Annotated in this window: 10 protein-coding genes; 4 read left to right on the top strand and 6 right to left on the bottom strand. The window is 71.4% G+C overall.

Features of this window, described 5'->3' with window-relative positions:
- Positions 1-140 precede the first annotated feature (140 nt).
- Both AB4091_RS19060 and AB4091_RS19065 read right to left on the bottom strand, forming a co-directional pair.
- Positions 141-593: a hypothetical protein gene (locus AB4091_RS19060; RefSeq protein ID WP_442293911.1), complete on the bottom strand. Its 453-nt coding sequence runs from the start codon at positions 591-593 to the stop codon at positions 141-143.
- 9 nt (positions 594-602) lie between these two features.
- Positions 603-2,048, bottom strand: a complete 1,446-nt coding sequence (locus AB4091_RS19065; protein WP_442293913.1) for an ADP-ribosylglycohydrolase family protein — start codon at positions 2,046-2,048, stop codon at positions 603-605.
- 127 nt (positions 2,049-2,175) lie between these two features.
- On the opposite strand from AB4091_RS19065, the gene AB4091_RS19070 reads away from it, so the two are divergent.
- From AB4091_RS19070 to AB4091_RS19080, 3 genes are read left to right on the top strand one after another with little or no spacing between them, the layout of a single operon-like run.
- A complete protein-coding gene (locus AB4091_RS19070) occupies positions 2,176-2,538 on the top strand; it encodes a hypothetical protein (protein WP_442293915.1) in 363 nt (120 codons plus the stop codon).
- Between the two features lie 7 nt (positions 2,539-2,545).
- A complete protein-coding gene (locus tag AB4091_RS19075; protein WP_442294102.1) occupies positions 2,546-3,109 on the top strand; it encodes a hypothetical protein in 564 nt (187 codons plus the stop codon).
- Positions 3,110-3,133: 24 nt separating this feature from the next.
- Positions 3,134-4,408, top strand: a complete 1,275-nt coding sequence (locus tag AB4091_RS19080) for a lipid II:glycine glycyltransferase FemX (RefSeq protein WP_442293917.1) — start codon at positions 3,134-3,136, stop codon at positions 4,406-4,408.
- A gap of 60 nt (positions 4,409-4,468) precedes the next feature.
- On the opposite strand, the gene AB4091_RS19085 is transcribed toward AB4091_RS19080, so the two are convergent.
- The 4 genes from AB4091_RS19085 to AB4091_RS19100 all read right to left on the bottom strand — a co-directional run bounded on the left by AB4091_RS19085 (position 4,469) and on the right by AB4091_RS19100 (position 11,275).
- A complete protein-coding gene (locus AB4091_RS19085) occupies positions 4,469-8,464 on the bottom strand; it encodes a hypothetical protein (protein ID WP_442293919.1) in 3,996 nt (1,331 codons plus the stop codon).
- 145 nt (positions 8,465-8,609) lie between these two features.
- On the bottom strand, positions 8,610-9,572 hold the full coding sequence (locus tag AB4091_RS19090) for a hypothetical protein (RefSeq protein WP_442293921.1): 963 nt from the start codon (positions 9,570-9,572) through the stop codon (positions 8,610-8,612).
- A gap of 85 nt (positions 9,573-9,657) precedes the next feature.
- Positions 9,658-10,485, bottom strand: a complete 828-nt coding sequence (locus AB4091_RS19095) for a hypothetical protein (protein ID WP_442293923.1) — start codon at positions 10,483-10,485, stop codon at positions 9,658-9,660.
- Between the two features lie 115 nt (positions 10,486-10,600).
- Positions 10,601-11,275, bottom strand: coding sequence for a DUF4232 domain-containing protein (locus tag AB4091_RS19100; RefSeq protein WP_442293925.1), 675 nt, complete (start codon positions 11,273-11,275; stop codon positions 10,601-10,603).
- A gap of 158 nt (positions 11,276-11,433) precedes the next feature.
- Between AB4091_RS19100 and hrpA the strand changes: the two genes are divergently transcribed.
- Positions 11,434-15,447, top strand: coding sequence for an ATP-dependent RNA helicase HrpA (gene hrpA, locus AB4091_RS19105; RefSeq protein ID WP_442293927.1), 4,014 nt, complete (start codon positions 11,434-11,436; stop codon positions 15,445-15,447).
- Positions 15,448-15,468: the final 21 nt, after the last annotated feature.

Here is a 15,468-nt window from a genome sequence, read left to right on the forward strand (position 1 = left end):
GCACCTGCCCGGCCGCGTGCCCGACAGGGTCCGGCCGAGAACGTGTGGCCGAACTGGTGGAGTGGCTCGTCTCGGTCCTCTACCGCCTGACCGACCCTGCCTTGCACCGCGAGGATGGTGTCGCGTGCTGGGAGGGCCGACTAACGATGGGGGAGCGTCGCGAGGTCGGACTCGACCACGGCACGGTCGTCGGCGTCGGTGACCGAGGCCAGCGCCTCGCGGGCCAGCACCTCGAAACGGTCGGCTGCCTCGTGGTCACCGGCGACGGCCGCGGCCCGCGCCGACGCCTCGAACGCCGCGGCGAGGTCCCAGTCGTCGACGTCGCCGCTGCGCGCGATCGAGACGTATCGGGCCGCATGATGCGCCGCGGCATCCGGCAGGCCGAGCACCGCATGGACCCGCGAGACGAGCCAGTGGCCGCGACCGAGGTTGGCCGCCCGCACCTGCGGCACCTGGCTCCAGTGGTGCAGCGACGCGTAGGCGCGGGCCAGCATCGCGTCGTCGTCCTCAGCAGTCCGGTCGTCGCGGTCGAGCAGCTCCCAGGTCGCGTTGAAGAGGTCTGCACCCAGCTGCCGATGGTCGAGGTCGCTCATGGAGGCAACCTAGGCGCCGTGAGCGGCCACGTGCCAGAGGCGACCCTCGCCGCGGATGCCGGGAAGGGCGTCGCGGATCGAGCGCTCGGCGAGCTCGGGGGCGACCCCGAGGTCGACGGCATACCGCAGGGCGACGGCCGGCGTGCGTTGGCTGCCGAGGCGGCAGTGCACGAGCACGCGCTTGCCCTCGGCGCGGAACTGTCGCAGGGCGGACGAGGCGTCGTCGAGGACGAAGTCGAGGTGCGGGTTGGAGTCCTCGTGCTCACCGTCGTTGATCCAGAACTCGATGTGGTCGCGCGCGGTCATTCCCTCGGCCGGGATGTCGTCCAGCCCCAGAGGACACAGCGAGACGATGGCCTGGACCCCGAGCTCGCGCACCCGCCCGAGATCGGTGATGGTGCCGAGCACGATATCGGGGTCGATGGGGTGCGGGATGCCGAGGGCGGGGATGTCGGGGTCGACCATGGTCTCGACGGACGGCCAGACACCGGGGCGTCGGCCGCCCACCGAAACCGAGACGGCGAGCTCGACGAGGTCGTGGGCGCGCAGGCCGGGCCAGCCGTGCACCATGCGACGCCACTGGGTCGGCACCGCCGACGCCCCGTAGCGAGCGCCGAGCAGCGAACCCGCTATCGCGGCCACGGTGTCGGTGTCGTGGCCGGCGCGGACGGCGGCCTGCAGCCCGCGCTGCAGGTGCATGGCCGAGCCGTCGCCGCGGTCGGTGGTGGTGATGGCGGCCCAAGCGTCCTGCAGCGCCGTCACCGTGAATCCGTTGTTGCCGAACTGCCCGGGCTCGGAGCCGGTGGCGGCTTCGATCCAGTCGCCCCACTTGCCGATGTTGGCAGCGCAGACGAGGTCGAGGCCCGCCGTGAGATCGAGGCGACCCTCGGTGACCGCGACGCGGATGGCCTCCGACCACAGCACGGCCGAGTCCCCGGCGAGCGGGTCGGTGTGGGTGAGCCGGGCGATGGCACGGGCCGCGCGGGCCGTGGCGTCGCGGTCGTCCAGTGCCGACAGCCCGACGATCGGGGTGCGCATCAGGGCGCCGTTGCCCGCGGTGAGACCCGTGCGGTCGTGGAGTGCTTCGCTGGCCGCCGTCAGGCGCTCGTGCGGTGACCCCTGCAGAGACTTCGCCTCCGTCAGCACGGCGTGCGTCTGCACGCCGACGTCGGTGGCGCCACCGTCGAGCCAGGCGGTGAAGGCGTCCGACACCGCGTCGAGCGCCTTGGCCGACGTCAGGTCGAGTCCGTCGGCAGCCACGCGGGCGACGCACAGCGTCATCTGGGTGTCGTCGCTCCACTCACCCGGGTCGTAGGGCCCGAGGCCGCCGCCCTTCATGACCGCCTCACCGACCGGCGGGGCCGCCATCTCGTAGGGCACGCCGAGCGCGTCGCCGCAGGCCTCGCCGAGCAGCACGCCGGCGGCACGGTCCATGGCGAGGGGCCGGATCGACACGGTCTCTCCTCGAGGTCGGGCCGCACGACGGTCAGCGGCGGTGGGTGGCTCGTCGAGAGAAAACTACCCGGCGCCTCGCGCCCGACCGGCTGCCGGGCCGCACCCGCGTACGCCGTAGGCTTCTCGCGTGCTCCAACCCCTGACCGTCGTGCTACTCGTCGCGTGCGGGCTGCTCGGCCTGCTGGCCGCCCACCACCTGCTGCGCGGCCGCCTCGTCGACGACCCGCTCGTCCTCGTCGGCGCGGCCCTCGAGCTCGCCCTGCTCGTCCAGCTCGTCGTCGGGCTGAGCAAGGCCTCGGCCATCGGCGACGGGGCCGAGCGCGCCACCTTCATCGCCTACCTCTTCACCGTGCTGCTCGTCGTGCCGGCCGTCGTGGTGATCGCCATCAAGGAGAAGACGCAGTGGGCGATGGGCGTCGTCCTCGGAGGCGCGCTCGTCGTCGCGATCCTCGTGGCCCGCCTGCAGCAGGTCTGGACCCTCAATGTCTGAGTCGTCGATGCCCGAGCCGCCCGCGACCCCGGCGTCGAACCCAGGGCATCACCCGGTCGACCCTGAGCGGCCGCACACCGGTCACGGGTTCGGGCGCCTGCTCGTGGCCGTCTACGGACTGCTCGCCCTCGCGGCGACCGGTCGCTCGATCCTGCAGATCACCGAGTACTTCGACCGCGCACCCGTGCCGTTCCTCCTGTCGGCGCTCGCCGCGCTCATCTACCTCGTCGCCACGATCGGCCTCGCTCGCGGCAACCGGACCTCCGTTCGGGTGGCCACCATCGCCCTCACCGTCGAGCTGCTGGGCGTGCTCGTGGTGGGCACGTGGTCCCGCGTCCAGCCCGAGGCGTTCCCCGAGAAGACCGTCTGGTCGCACTTCGGCTCCGGCTACGGCTACGTCCCGTTGCTGCTGCCGGTCCTGGGCCTCTGGTGGATCCGTCGCACGGTCCGCGCGACCGCTGCCTCTGCCGCTGTGGCCACCACGCCGGCTGACCCTGCCGGCCCCGCTGCGCAGGCCCCGAACGAGCACGGCGACCCGACCGGCACCGACCCCGCGCGGTCTGCGGACTGAGCCCACGCCGATAGGGTTGCGGCCATGACCGAGCAGACCCCTGCCTCCGCGCCGACCTCCGCGCCGACCCCGGATGCCCCGTCCGCGACAGCGCCCGTCGTCGGCCCGCTGACGGTCCGTGAGATCAGCGCCGACGAGGCCGTCGACACGCTCCTCGAGCTCGGCGGCAGCTTCCTGCAGACTCCTGCGTGGGGTCGCGCCAAGCAGGGCTGGCGACGCACCCACCTCGGCTGGTTCGACGCCGGTGGGGCCCGGGTCGGGGCAGGACTGGTGCTCTCCCGCACGATCCCGCGGCTCTCGCGCTCGTACGCGTACCTGCCCGAGGGGCCCGGCCTGCCGTGGGACGTCGTCGCCGGCGACCCGTCCCGGTGGCTCGACCCGCTCGTCGCGTGGGCCAAGGGCCGCAAGGCCTTCGCGCTGCGCCTCGGCTACCCCGTCGTCTCGCGCGTCTGGGACCGCGAGCCGGTGAAGAAGCAGGTCGTCGACAACGGCCTGCTCAGCTTCAAGGACCTTCCCGCGTCCGTCGACAACCCGACCGCGCGCACGCTCGAGGCATGGCTCGACCGCAACGGATGGCTGCCCCTGGGCGCCGACGGCGTGGCCGTCGGCCAGCCCCGGTTGCTCTGCATCGTCGACCTCCGCGGACGCACCGAGGCCGAGCTGCTCAAGGGCATGAACCAGCAGTGGCGGCGCAACGTCAAGAAGGCCGAGAAGGCGGGCGTCCAGGTGCGCGCAGTCGGCCCCGAGGGCCTCGACACCTTCCACGACCTCTACGTCGAGTCGGCCCAGCGCGACAACTTCCTCCCGCGCCCCAAGGCGTACTTCGACGCGATGGCCCGCGCCTTCGACTCCGAGGGTGCCGGAACCAGCGGCCGCGAGCCGCGTGTCTCGGCCCGCTTCTACGAGGCGCACGTCGACGGCGACGTGCTCGCCTCGGCCCTGATGATCCGTTTCGGGCGCACCTTCTCCTACCTCTACGGCGGGTCGACCGAACGCAACCGCGACGCTCGGGCCTCGAACGCCCTGCAGTGGCAGGCGATGCGGGATGCGGCCGCTGCCGGGTGCGACGCGTACGACTTCCGTGGCTTCAACACGTCGCTCGGTGCCACGAGCCCGCTCACCGGACTGCTCCTCTTCAAGCTCGGCGCGGGCGCCGACGTGGTCGAGATGGTGGGTGAGCGCGAGCTCGTCATCAGCCGCTTCTGGCACTTCGCCTTCGCGCGGGCCATGGCCGCCCGAATCGCGATCAACAAGCGCCGCAAGGCCACCCGGGCCAGCGCCGACAGCGCCGACGTCTGACGAGGTGGACCCTCGGCCTGTCGCGCTACGGTAGGCCGAGGGTCCGCAGATTGGGCGTGTCTAGCCCGCCACCGTGGAGGTCGCTGGGGAAAGACGGACCGTTGTCGCGAAACTCGCCTTGCGACCGGTCACCGCCACCTTGACCGTCCTCCCTCGGTCCGCCGCCTGCAACACATAGCTTGTTCCCCGCGCGCCGGTGATCGCCACGCCCGAGCGGTACCACTGGTACGACAGGGACACTGGCGCAGGGCCCCACGTGCCCGCCCGCAGCGTGAGCCGGCTCCCGACGCGGGCCGTTCCCGTGAGGGTCGGGGTGGGGGCGACCAACAGGCCCAAGGCCACAGCGGCCGTGTTCGCCGAGGACCGGGTGGCAGATGCGTATCCGACCGCGCGGCCGACCACCTGGACACGCATGGACTTACCGAGGTCCGCGGGGCCCAGAAGGTAGCTGGAGGTCGTGGCGCCGGCCACCGGCGTGCCCGTGCGGAACCACTGGTAGGACAGCGTGACCATGCCGGGTCCCCAGGTGCCGGGCCGGGCGACGATGCGTGAACCCACCCGGACCGTGCCGGCCACTGTCGGAGTCGGCGCAGGGGTCAGCGTGCCGGCCGCGACGGGCCCGGTCGGTGCCGAGGAACGAGTCACGGGGGTGTAGCCGGCCTGCTGTCCGGTCACGGTCACCGTGATCTTCTGAGCCAGGTCGCCGGCCGTCAGCTTGTACGTCGAGGCACGCGCTCCGGTGATGGCGGCACCGGATCGATACCACTGGTAGGTGAGCGTGACGGCCCCTGGACCCCAGGTGCCCGTGTTGGCGGTCAGCGTGGAACCCACACGCGGACTTCCCGTGACCGTCGGCGTCGGCGTCGGCGTCAGGGTGCCCATCGCCGTGAAACGCCGCCACTCGCTCGCGCCGAGGTCACCGCGGTTGGTGTCGACGGCAACGACCCGCCACTCCCAGACCCCAAGAGGCAGAGCCGAGGTCGGGGCCCAGGCCTGGGCGCTGGTGGAAACGTTCTCGGCCTGGTTCGTCGCCTCGGGCGCACGCCGTTCGAAGCGATAGGTAACGGCACCCGGCACCGTCGTCCACGAGAAGTACGGGCTCGACTGGCTCATCACCGCACCCGAGGTGGGTGACGTCAATGTCGGGGCCGCGCCCGCGGAGAAGAAGCGCCCGGTCTGCGACCACGCGCCGGGGAGGTTGTCTGCGTCGAGTCGAGCGACCCGCCAGACGTACGCAGAGCTGCTTGCCTGTAGCGGGACGGAGTGGGCGTAGGCCACCTGCCTGCCCGTGAACGTGAGCACGCGGTTGACCGGTGACCAGTTCGTGTCGTCGTTCTTGTAAACCTCGAGCACATAGTTGCCGGCGTAGTTCGCGGGCTGCCACCTGAACGGGGCCAGACCGTCGGTCACGGCGTCTCCCACGGGTGAGAGCAGAGCGGGAGGTGGGCTGAGCTTTCGGAACGACCAGCCCGCCTGTCCGACCTGGTCACCGACCGACCACGACAGCCCGTTGCCGGCGGCGTCGATGGCCTGGACCCGCCAGTAGAGCGGTCCCTCGGGGTAGGTCCGGTCCCAGGCGGTGTAGGTCGCCTGGTCGACGAACTGGTCGTCGATCAGGGTCGCGAAGCTACGGGTCTGGGATACCTGGATGTGGTAGCGCATCGCAGTCTGGGTGCCTCGCTCAGCGGTCGCGTCGTATGCCGTCGACTGGTTGGTCGTGAGGTAGTCCGCCCACGTGAACGTCACGTCGTCGGCGACCTGGGCGCCCGACGCCGGCGCGGTGAGGGACACCGGTGGAGACGTCTTGCTGAACCCGTGGTCGGCGGCTGCGAGCGTCGAGACCGGATCCGGGGCGCAGATCCCGTTGGCCTTGCACGGGCGGACATACCAGTAGTACGCCTGTCCAGCCTGACTGTCCGGGAGTGCCATGGGCCCGTGCCACGCCGCGGGCGTCCATCGGCTCGAGGTGGTCCGCGGAGGATCCGTGTAGACGAGGTTGGTGAGCTCACGGTCACGCGCCAGGTAGACCATGTAGTAGGCAGCCTCCGGCACGGGGTCCCAGTCCAGGACCGGGGTCGTGGGCACGTCGTGACAAGGGTCGGGGTCCGTCGCGGGCGAGGTGATGGGAAGCGAGCAACCGAGCCCTGCGTCGAGCGCGGAGCCGTTGAGGGCGATCCTCTGGCCGCTGACCCGGGGCAGCTCGGCGATGGTGAAGTGGCCGACGTCTCCGCGTCCCAGGCTGGCGTTGCTGCTCGTGAAGGCCTCGACCTGGTAGTCGTAGGTTGCGGGCGCGAGCATCTGCGCGGATGTGTCTGTGGCCGCCGGGTAGACGTGTCTGGTCGACAAGATCGGCGCGTAGGAGTCCTCGAACCAGAAGCCACTACCGGAGATGCGGATGTCAACGCGGTAGTAGGCCGCGCCGGCCATCGGCTGCCAGGTCAGGTTCGGAAGGCGCGCCGTCGACGAGCCAGCGGTGAGGGGCGTCAGGGCGCTGGGGCTGGTGGGGATGGTGGCGCTAGCCAGGGAGAAGGTGCGGGGTGGGTAACGCGGCGACATCCGACCGTCGGCGGTGATGGTCTGGACGGTCCACGCGTACGGGCCCCGGGCCGGGTCGAGCGTCGTGGTCGGCGTCCAGCTGAGCGAGTAGGTGGTCGTGTCGGCAATCACGTCCCCCGACGCGTTGGCCAGCACCACGCGGTAGCGCTCGACGTCGCGGGCGGCCGCCCACTCGAGCGTCGGGACGGACACGGTTGCTCCATCGGCCGGCTGGGTCTGGGTGACGACGGACGACGAGTACACGAAGCTGCGGATCGCCGAGTAGAGCCCTTGGACGTTCGCCGGGGCGTCGATCGCGCGGACGCGCCAGTAGTACACGCGACCCTGGGTGGGGAGGCACGCGTCCTGGCCCAGGTAGCCGGCCGTGTAGGTGGTCGAGGCGGTCTCGCACGTCCGGTAGGTCCCCGGCGAGAAGTTGGGGTCGGTACCGAGGTCGACCTGGTAGCGCGTCGCGTGCTGGACCGGAGTCCACTGGAAGTAGAAGTCGTCGCCGGTCGGTGGGGACAGGGTGCTCTCCGGGTGCTGCAACGTCGGCTGGTCCAACCAGTTGCGCTGGAAGAGCCGCTTGGGCGTCACGAGCTGCCAGTCATAGGTCTCGCCCTGGAGGTTGCGAGCCCGGACGCGCCAGTAGTACTGGTCATTGAGGTACGTCGTTGGCGGCGAGTATCTGGTGCTCTTGATGTTCGTCTTGGAGTCGATGATCGTGTTGAAGTCCTGGTCCGTGCTCACCTGGAGCTCGTAGGTCTTCGCGCCCGGGACGGGTTCCCAGGCAAGCACGATGTCCTCGACGGCCGCGCCCTCGGCTGGGAGGCTCGGGGTCACCTGGGCAAGCGGTCCGATGCGGTAGCTCCAGACCGATGAATTGCGTGTGTACCGGCCGTTGCTGAGCTGGGCACGAACGCGCCAGTTGTACGTACCGTCGGCCTTGGCATCGGGCACGACCAGGGAAGTGGTCTTGGTGCTGTAGGTCGAGGCACCGATGAAGTCGGTGTCGACGTCGACGTCGATCTCGTAGCCCACTGCGCCCTGCACCGCAGTCCACGAGAGAAGCGGCGGGTTGGCCGGCTGCGCCAGCGGCTCTGCACCGTTCGGTGGGCTGAGGGGCACCGGGGGCGGAGTTGTGAGCACCGTGAAGCTGGCCGTCGCCCAGGTCCCCGTGCCAGTGGAGTCGACACTCCTGACGCGCCAGTACACCGGCCCTTCAGGCAGCACGCTCGTCGGTACTAGCCGGGTGTTGGTCGTAGACATCGAGACGAGGTTGGAGGAGTAGTCCGGTGCCGACGAGACCTCGACGTCGTAGCGCGTCGCCGCCGTTGCGGGCTGCCAGGCCAGCACCGGGGTGGGGGTGGTCGTGACGCCGCCAGCGGGAGATAGGCCGCTCGGCGCCTGCGGCAACGCCAGGCTGGGCGCCGCGGTCAGCGGTAGCGCCGCGACCGCCACCGCGGCGGCGACGAGCGCCCTGATCCACAACCCGCGGCGGCGCGTCGTCGTCGATGACATGTTCTCCCCCTGATCACCGGATGATTCGGGGGTCAGACTAGGCGGATTGCCAGATGATGGTGCTGGAACAGAAATAATCCGCAAATGGTGCATTTTGCATGCGCGTTCGGTCTGTCGGCTGTAGACACCTCGACCGGTCAGGACGTCAGCGACGCTGGATGTCGTAGTACGGGCTGATGTAGCAGTTCGTGGAGCCGCGACCCTGCTGCGAGGTGACGACGATGCCGTCCACGAGGATGCGGCAGGACACCGCGCCGAGATCACCAGACCCCGCGGGGTCGTAGAGGCGCACCCGCAGGCTGTAGTAGTCGTTGCTCGATGCGTTCTTGGCGAGCGGCGTCTCGAAGGCGAACGGCGCGTTGCGGACGGGGTAGTCGTAGCGGGTGTGCCGGGCGTCCGAGAGGGAGACCTCGACGCGCGCGCCGCCGGCGGCGTACGACTCGAAGCGGATCGTCCTGGCATCCGTGGGAATCGGGGTGACGGGGATGTCGGGCACCTTGACGACACGCGGCGGGGCCGTCTGGGCCGAGCGCGTCGGCGTGGGCGGTGAGGCCGCGCCCGGGGCAGCCGGCAGGGTTGCCGAACGCGGGGGGACGGTCACCGGTCGTGTGACGGTGGGGCGGATGCGGGTGGCGGCCGCGGTAGCCCGGGCCACGGGGTCGAGTCCGTCGCCGAGGCTCGACACGGCCCAGAAGCCTGCCGGGACCAGCAGTCCGGCGGCGATCGCGACGACGTGCCACGGCTGCAGTCGTCCGCCCAGCCGCCTGGTCGCACGACCGCCGCCGCGCCCGCTCAGGTCCAGCGTGCGGGCGGCCGGCGGCATGGGCGAGCCGGGCCCTGGAGGCGCGTGGCCGAGGGGCGGCGGCCCAGAGCGCTGTGGCACCCAGCTGGGCTCGGCCGACGTCTCCCGCCCGAACACCATGTCGTATGCCGGCGCCCCCGCGGGTGCGCGTTGCCCGGGGGAGTCGTCCCGTCCGTCAGGCAGGTCGTCGGGCGTCGCCACCTCGACCGCCGGCAACGTGCCGTGCGCGTCACCGGTGGCGTTACCGGTGGCATCGCGTGCCGGGTCGGGAGGGTCCTGTGGTGGTCCCGGCGGGTGGTCTGACATCCGATTCCCCTGTCTGGCGTTCAGGTCTGGCGAGGTCGCACGGCTGTGCTGCGGCACACGTCCGGGTTTCGGGGCCCACGTCGTGTCACATCTCGGGCGAGCAGGTCACCGTGGCGCCCCCACTGCTGATGGCCACCAGCCGGTCGCCTGCGTACACGCGGCACTGCAGCTGTCCCGTTCCGGACACGACGCTCGCGGTCATCTGCAGCCGCGACGGCCGCTCGTTCAGGTGCACCGTGGCGGCGAACGGGAGCGCACCCGACGACGTGTCGGTGGCGAAGTCGTTGGCAAAGGTCTGGACCATGACCTCGGCCGAAGGGCCGGCGTCGGCCGTCGGGAGGCTCACCACCTCGACACGTAGCTCGGGGGCACCGACGGGCACCGCCGCGGTCTTGGGCTTGCCCGTCAACGGCGGGAGGACGCCTGACGTGTCGGGTGCCATCTCGACCACCACGGGGTCGACCGACACCGGGTCGGCCGCCATCGGGATGTCACCACCCATCGGCATCTCGACGCCGGTGCCGCCGTCACCCGTGTAGCCGTACTGGTCGTGCGAGCCGCTGGAGCAGAAGGCCATCGCCATCGGCACCAGGACGAGTGCGGCGAGCACCTTCGCCCCGGTGGACCCGGTGGACCCGTTGGTCCTGCGGGCAGCGGGCTGGTACGGACGGTTCGGCGGGGTGGTCAGGATCGAGCCGGGTCGCACGTCGGGCTGCCAGGTGCTCGTCGACGATGCAGAAGCAGCCGACGAGGTGTTCTCCACGGGTCGTGGGGCCCAGGCCTCCGGGGGGAGGCTCGCACCGAAGGCACCAGTCGAAGCAGCACGACCGTCGACACCCTCGTCGGGGAAGGCGACATGGTGGTCGTGCTGGGGGTCCGGGAGCTCCGGACGCTTGGTGTCGGGGTCGGACAACGCTGCCTCGTTTCGGGATGGGACCACGGTAGGTCCTGCGGCCCACTGTTCGCCGCACATCAGACCGCGCGCGTGGTCCCGGCGTTCCCGTGCCTGGGACGAATGCTTGCGGCAGTCAGTCGGCGCCCGGCCGCCAGCCGCCGACCCGCACCTCGGTGCCGTCCACGATGTCGACGGGCGACGTCGGGTCGAGCTGCACCACAGCCGGCGTCGAGCCGGCCGTGACCACGAGCCACAGGATGCCCACACGTTCGACCCCGGCCGCGGCGAGGTCGCTCCGCCACCCCAGGTCTGCGTGGGCGCTGCCTCCAGGATCGAGCGGAACGGTCTGCGCCTCGGAGCCCTCGCCCGTGAGCCGGCCGACCGGGTTGCGGAACGTGGTGCCGCCGGTCCCACGCGCCACGACCGTCGCGTAACCGGCGAGCACGCACGGCACACGGCTGTGGTTCGTCACCCGGACGCGCATCTGCCGGTACCCGAGTGCGGGCTCCACCGGGCCCGCGACGACATCGAGCTGACCGGGCGAGCACGGTCCGTCGGGGAAGAGCGGCTCGGCAGGGTCGACGGGCGTCGACGAGCCGCCACCCGGAACGGAGAGGGGTGGTTCGGTGGGCAGCACCTGGCTCGTCGGCGGAGTTTCACCGGGCGGCGTCGACTGGCGGGTCGGCCCCGAGGTGGCGGCCTCCGAGGTCGCCGTGGGCGGAGCCGGCGGCGACGCGCACCCCACGAGTATGCCGGCAGCCACGGTCACGGCGGCCCCGACCAAGGGCTGGGTCAGGCTGGGGCGCACGACCGCAACGCTAGGCGAGGGAGGGCCGTTCGTGCCGCCTGAGCGGTCCTCACCAGCGGACCTTCACCACTCCGTCACCTGTCGACCACGGCGGCACCCGGTGCGGCGCACTGATATCCGTTCGGAGGCACGGACCCGGCACGCCTATCCTGTCGGTCATGTCCGAGGAGCCTGCGCACGCCACCGCGCGTTCGCGGACACCTCGCCGCCGCGGCCGGCGGCGGCCGGCAGGGTCGGACGCGGCGCCGACCCAGCCGCAGGGCCAGACCCCCGAGCAGTCGCCGGACCGCGGGCGACGGACTCAGAGTGGTCGTGCCAGGCCTGCACCGCGACATGTGACGCCCGAGCAGCAAGAGGCGCGGCGTGCCGCGCGCGCGGCAACGGTGCCCCCGATCACCTATCCCGCAGACCTGCCGGTCGTCGACCGGCGCGACGACATCGCCGAGGCGATCCGCGACCACCAGGTCGTCGTCATCGCGGGCGAGACCGGCTCCGGCAAGACGACCCAGATCCCGAAGATCTGTCTCGAGCTGGGGCGCGGGCTCGACGGGGTCATCGGCCACACGCAGCCGCGGCGCATCGCCGCCCGGGCCGTCGCCGAGCGTCTGTCGGACGAGCTCGGCGTCGAGCTCGGCACCGCCGTCGGCTACCAGGTGCGGTTCACCGACCAGAGCAGCCGCGACACGCTCGTCAAGGTGATGACCGACGGGATCCTGCTCGCCGAGATGCAGCGCGACCGCGAGCTGCGCCGCTACGACACGATCATCATCGACGAGGCGCACGAGCGCAGCCTCAACATCGACTTCATCCTCGGCTACCTCAAGCAGCTGCTGCCGCGCCGCCCCGACCTCAAGGTCGTCATCACGTCGGCGACGATCGACCCCGAGAAGTTCGCTGAGCACTTCGCCGACCCCACGACGGGCCGGCCCGCGCCGATCATCGAGGTCTCGGGCCGCACGTTCCCGGTCGAGCTCCGCTACCGCCCCCTCGTCGACCCCGACCGGCCCGGCGACGACGAGCGCGACATGGTCACCGGCGTCTGCGAGGCCGTCGAGGAGCTGTGGACCGAGCGGCACGGCGGCTCGAGCAGCGACATCCTCGTCTTCTTCTCCGGCGAGCGCGAGATCCGCGACGCGGCCGACGCCCTCAACGGCATGAAGCTGCCCGTCACCGAGGTCGTGCCCCTCTACGGTCGCCTGTCCGCGGCCGAGCAGCACCGGGTCTTCGCCTCGCACGCGGGGCGCCGGATCGTCTTGGCCACCAACGTCGCCGAGACCTCACTCACCGTGCCGGGCATCCGCTACGTGATCGACACCGGGACCGCCCGCATCAGTCGCTACAGCCAGCGAACCAAGGTCCAGCGTCTGCCGATCGAGCCGATCAGCCAGGCCTCGGCCAACCAGCGCAGCGGACGGTGCGGGCGCGTCTCCGACGGCATCGCGATCCGGCTCTACTCCGAGGACGACTTCGAGAGCCGGCCCGAGTTCACCGACCCCGAGATCCTGCGCACCAACCTCGCCTCGGTCATCCTCCAGATGACGAGCCTCGGACTCGGTGACATCGCGCGGTTCCCGTTCGTCGACCCGCCCGACTCGCGCCAGATCGTCGACGGTGTCAGGTTGCTCGAGGAACTGCAGGCCTTCGCGCCGGAGGACGACACCCAGCCGACCGGTCGAGGTCGGCGGCGTCCGGGACGCCGCCTGACGGCATACGGCCGCACCATCGCGACACTGCCCATCGACCCGCGCCACGCGCGCATGGTGGTCGAGGCCGACAAGCGCGGGGTGCTCCGTGAGGTGCTCGTCATCGTCGCCGCCCTGTCGATCCAGGACCCGCGCGAGCGGCCGCAGGAGAAGCAGGAGCTCGCCAACGCCTCGCACAAGCGGTTCGCCGACGAGACGAGCGACTTCGTCAGCTGGCTCAACCTCTGGGCGTACCTCAAGGAACAGCAGAAAGCATTGAGCTCCAGCGCATTCCGCCGAATGTGCAAGGCCGAGTACCTCCACTACCTGCGCGTCCGCGAGTGGCAGGACCTCCACACCCAGGTCAAGCAGGCGGCCAAGCAGGCCGGCCTCGACGTCAACCGCGGCAGCGTCCACGGCGAGGTCGACTCCGACGCCGTGCACCAGTCGCTTCTCGCCGGTCTGCTCTCGCACGTGGGCGTGCGAGACGAGCAGAAGCGGGAGTATGCCGGCGCGCGGGGTGCGCGCTTCGGCATCAGTCCCGGGTCGGCACTGTTCCGCAAGCAGCCCCAGTTCGTGATGGCCGAGGAGCTCGTCGAGACCTCGCGCCTGTGGGCCCGGATGAACGCCCGCATCGACCCGGGCTGGGCGGAGCAGCTCGGCGAGCACCTCGTGAAGCGGCAGTACTCCGAGCCTCGCTGGTCGGGTCGACGCGGCTCGGCGGTGGCGACCGAGCGGGTCACCCTCTACGGTGTGCCACTCGTCGTCGGCCGCCTCGTCGGGCTCGGTCGCATCGACCCCGAGCTGGCGCGCGACCTGTTCATCCGGCACGCGCTCGTCGAGGGGGACTGGCACACCGAGCACGCGTTCTTGCGCGACAACGCGGCCCTCGTCGAGCGCCTCGCCGAGCTCGAGGCGCGCACCCGGCGACGCGACATCGTCGTCGATGACGGCACCCTGGTCGCCTTCTACGACAAGCGGATCCCCGCCGAGGTGGTGTCGGGACGCCACTTCGACACGTGGTGGAAGAAGGCGCGGCGCGAGACGCCCGGCCTGCTCACCTTCACCGAGGAGCTGCTGCTCCGCGAGACGGCAGGCAGCCTCGCCGACGACGACCACCCGACGACGTGGACGCAGGGGGAGAACGTCCTGCCGGTCACGTACCAGTTCGAGCCCGGCTCCGCGCAGGACGGCGTCACGGTGCACATCCCCGTCGACCGCCTCAACCAGGTCGCGGCCGACGGCTTCGACTGGCAGGTCCCCGGCTTCCGCGAGGAGCTCGTCACGGCTCTGATCCGCAGTCTCCCCAAGGGGATTCGTCGAAACCTCGTGCCTGCTCCCGACCACGCCCGTGCCGTCCTGCCCGAGCTCGACCCGTCGAGCGGCCCACTGCTCCCCGCCCTCGCGACGGTGCTGCGCCGACGGGCCGGCGTCGCGGTGGGGCCCGACGACTTCGAGGTCGAGCGCGTCCCCGCCCACCTCCGGGTGACCTTCCAGGTGGACGGGCCCGACGGCCGAGCCGTCGCCACCGGGAAGGACCTCGAGGCCGTCCGCGAGGTCGCGACGCCACAGCTGCGGCGACAGGTGAGCCGGGCCGGATCCGGCATCGAGCGCACCGGCCTGACCGAGTTCCCCGACCAGGGGGTCGCGCCCTCGTTCGAGAGCTCGAGCGGCATCCAGGGCTTCCCCGCGCTCGTCGACACCGGCGCAGCCGTCGACCTGCGCGTGCTGCCCACCCGCGCGGAGGCCGACGCCGAGCACCGGCTGGGTGTGCGCCGCCTGCTCCTGCTCGGGATCACCCCGCCGTGGAAGCAGATCCTCGCGCGCCTGACCAACACCCAGAAGCTCGCGCTCGGCCACAACCCGCACGGCAGCGTGCCCGCCCTGCTCGACGACTGCCTCGCTGCAGCGATCGACGCGATCCGCGACGACGCGGTGACCGACCGGGCCGACCACACGGTGCGCACGCGCGAGGACTTCGAGTGGGCCATGTCGGCGGTCCGCACCCACACCACGGCCAAGGTCGTCCAGGTCGTCGGCCTCGTCGAGCCGATCCTGGCCAAGCACCTTGCCCTGACGAACCGTCTGGCCGAGCTCGACCGCTCGAGCAGCCCGGCCATCCGGCCGATGCTCGCCGACGTCCGCGCCCAGCTGCGTGAGCTCGTTCGGCCGGGTTTCGTGGCCGACACCGGCCTGCGCCGGCTACCCGACCTCGACCGCTACCTCAGAGCCATCGCCCACCGGATCGACAAGGCGCCGGCCAACCTGGCCCGCGACGCCCAGTCCCTCGACCAGGTCGACCTCGTCGAAGGCCGTTATGCCGACCTGCTCGACTCGCTCCGGCCGGCGCAGCGCGGCGCGGCAGACGTCGTCGACATCGGCTGGATGATCGAGGAGCTGCGGGTCTCGCTCTTCGCGCAGACGGTCGGCACGGCCTACAGCGTCTCGCCGCAGCGGATCCTCAAGGCCATTGCGAAGGTCGGGGCCTGAGGCTCGGCCCCCGATTCCCGA

Source organism: Terrabacter sp. 2RAF25 (assembly GCF_052115265.1).
GTDB lineage: Bacteria > Actinomycetota > Actinomycetes > Actinomycetales > Dermatophilaceae > Terrabacter.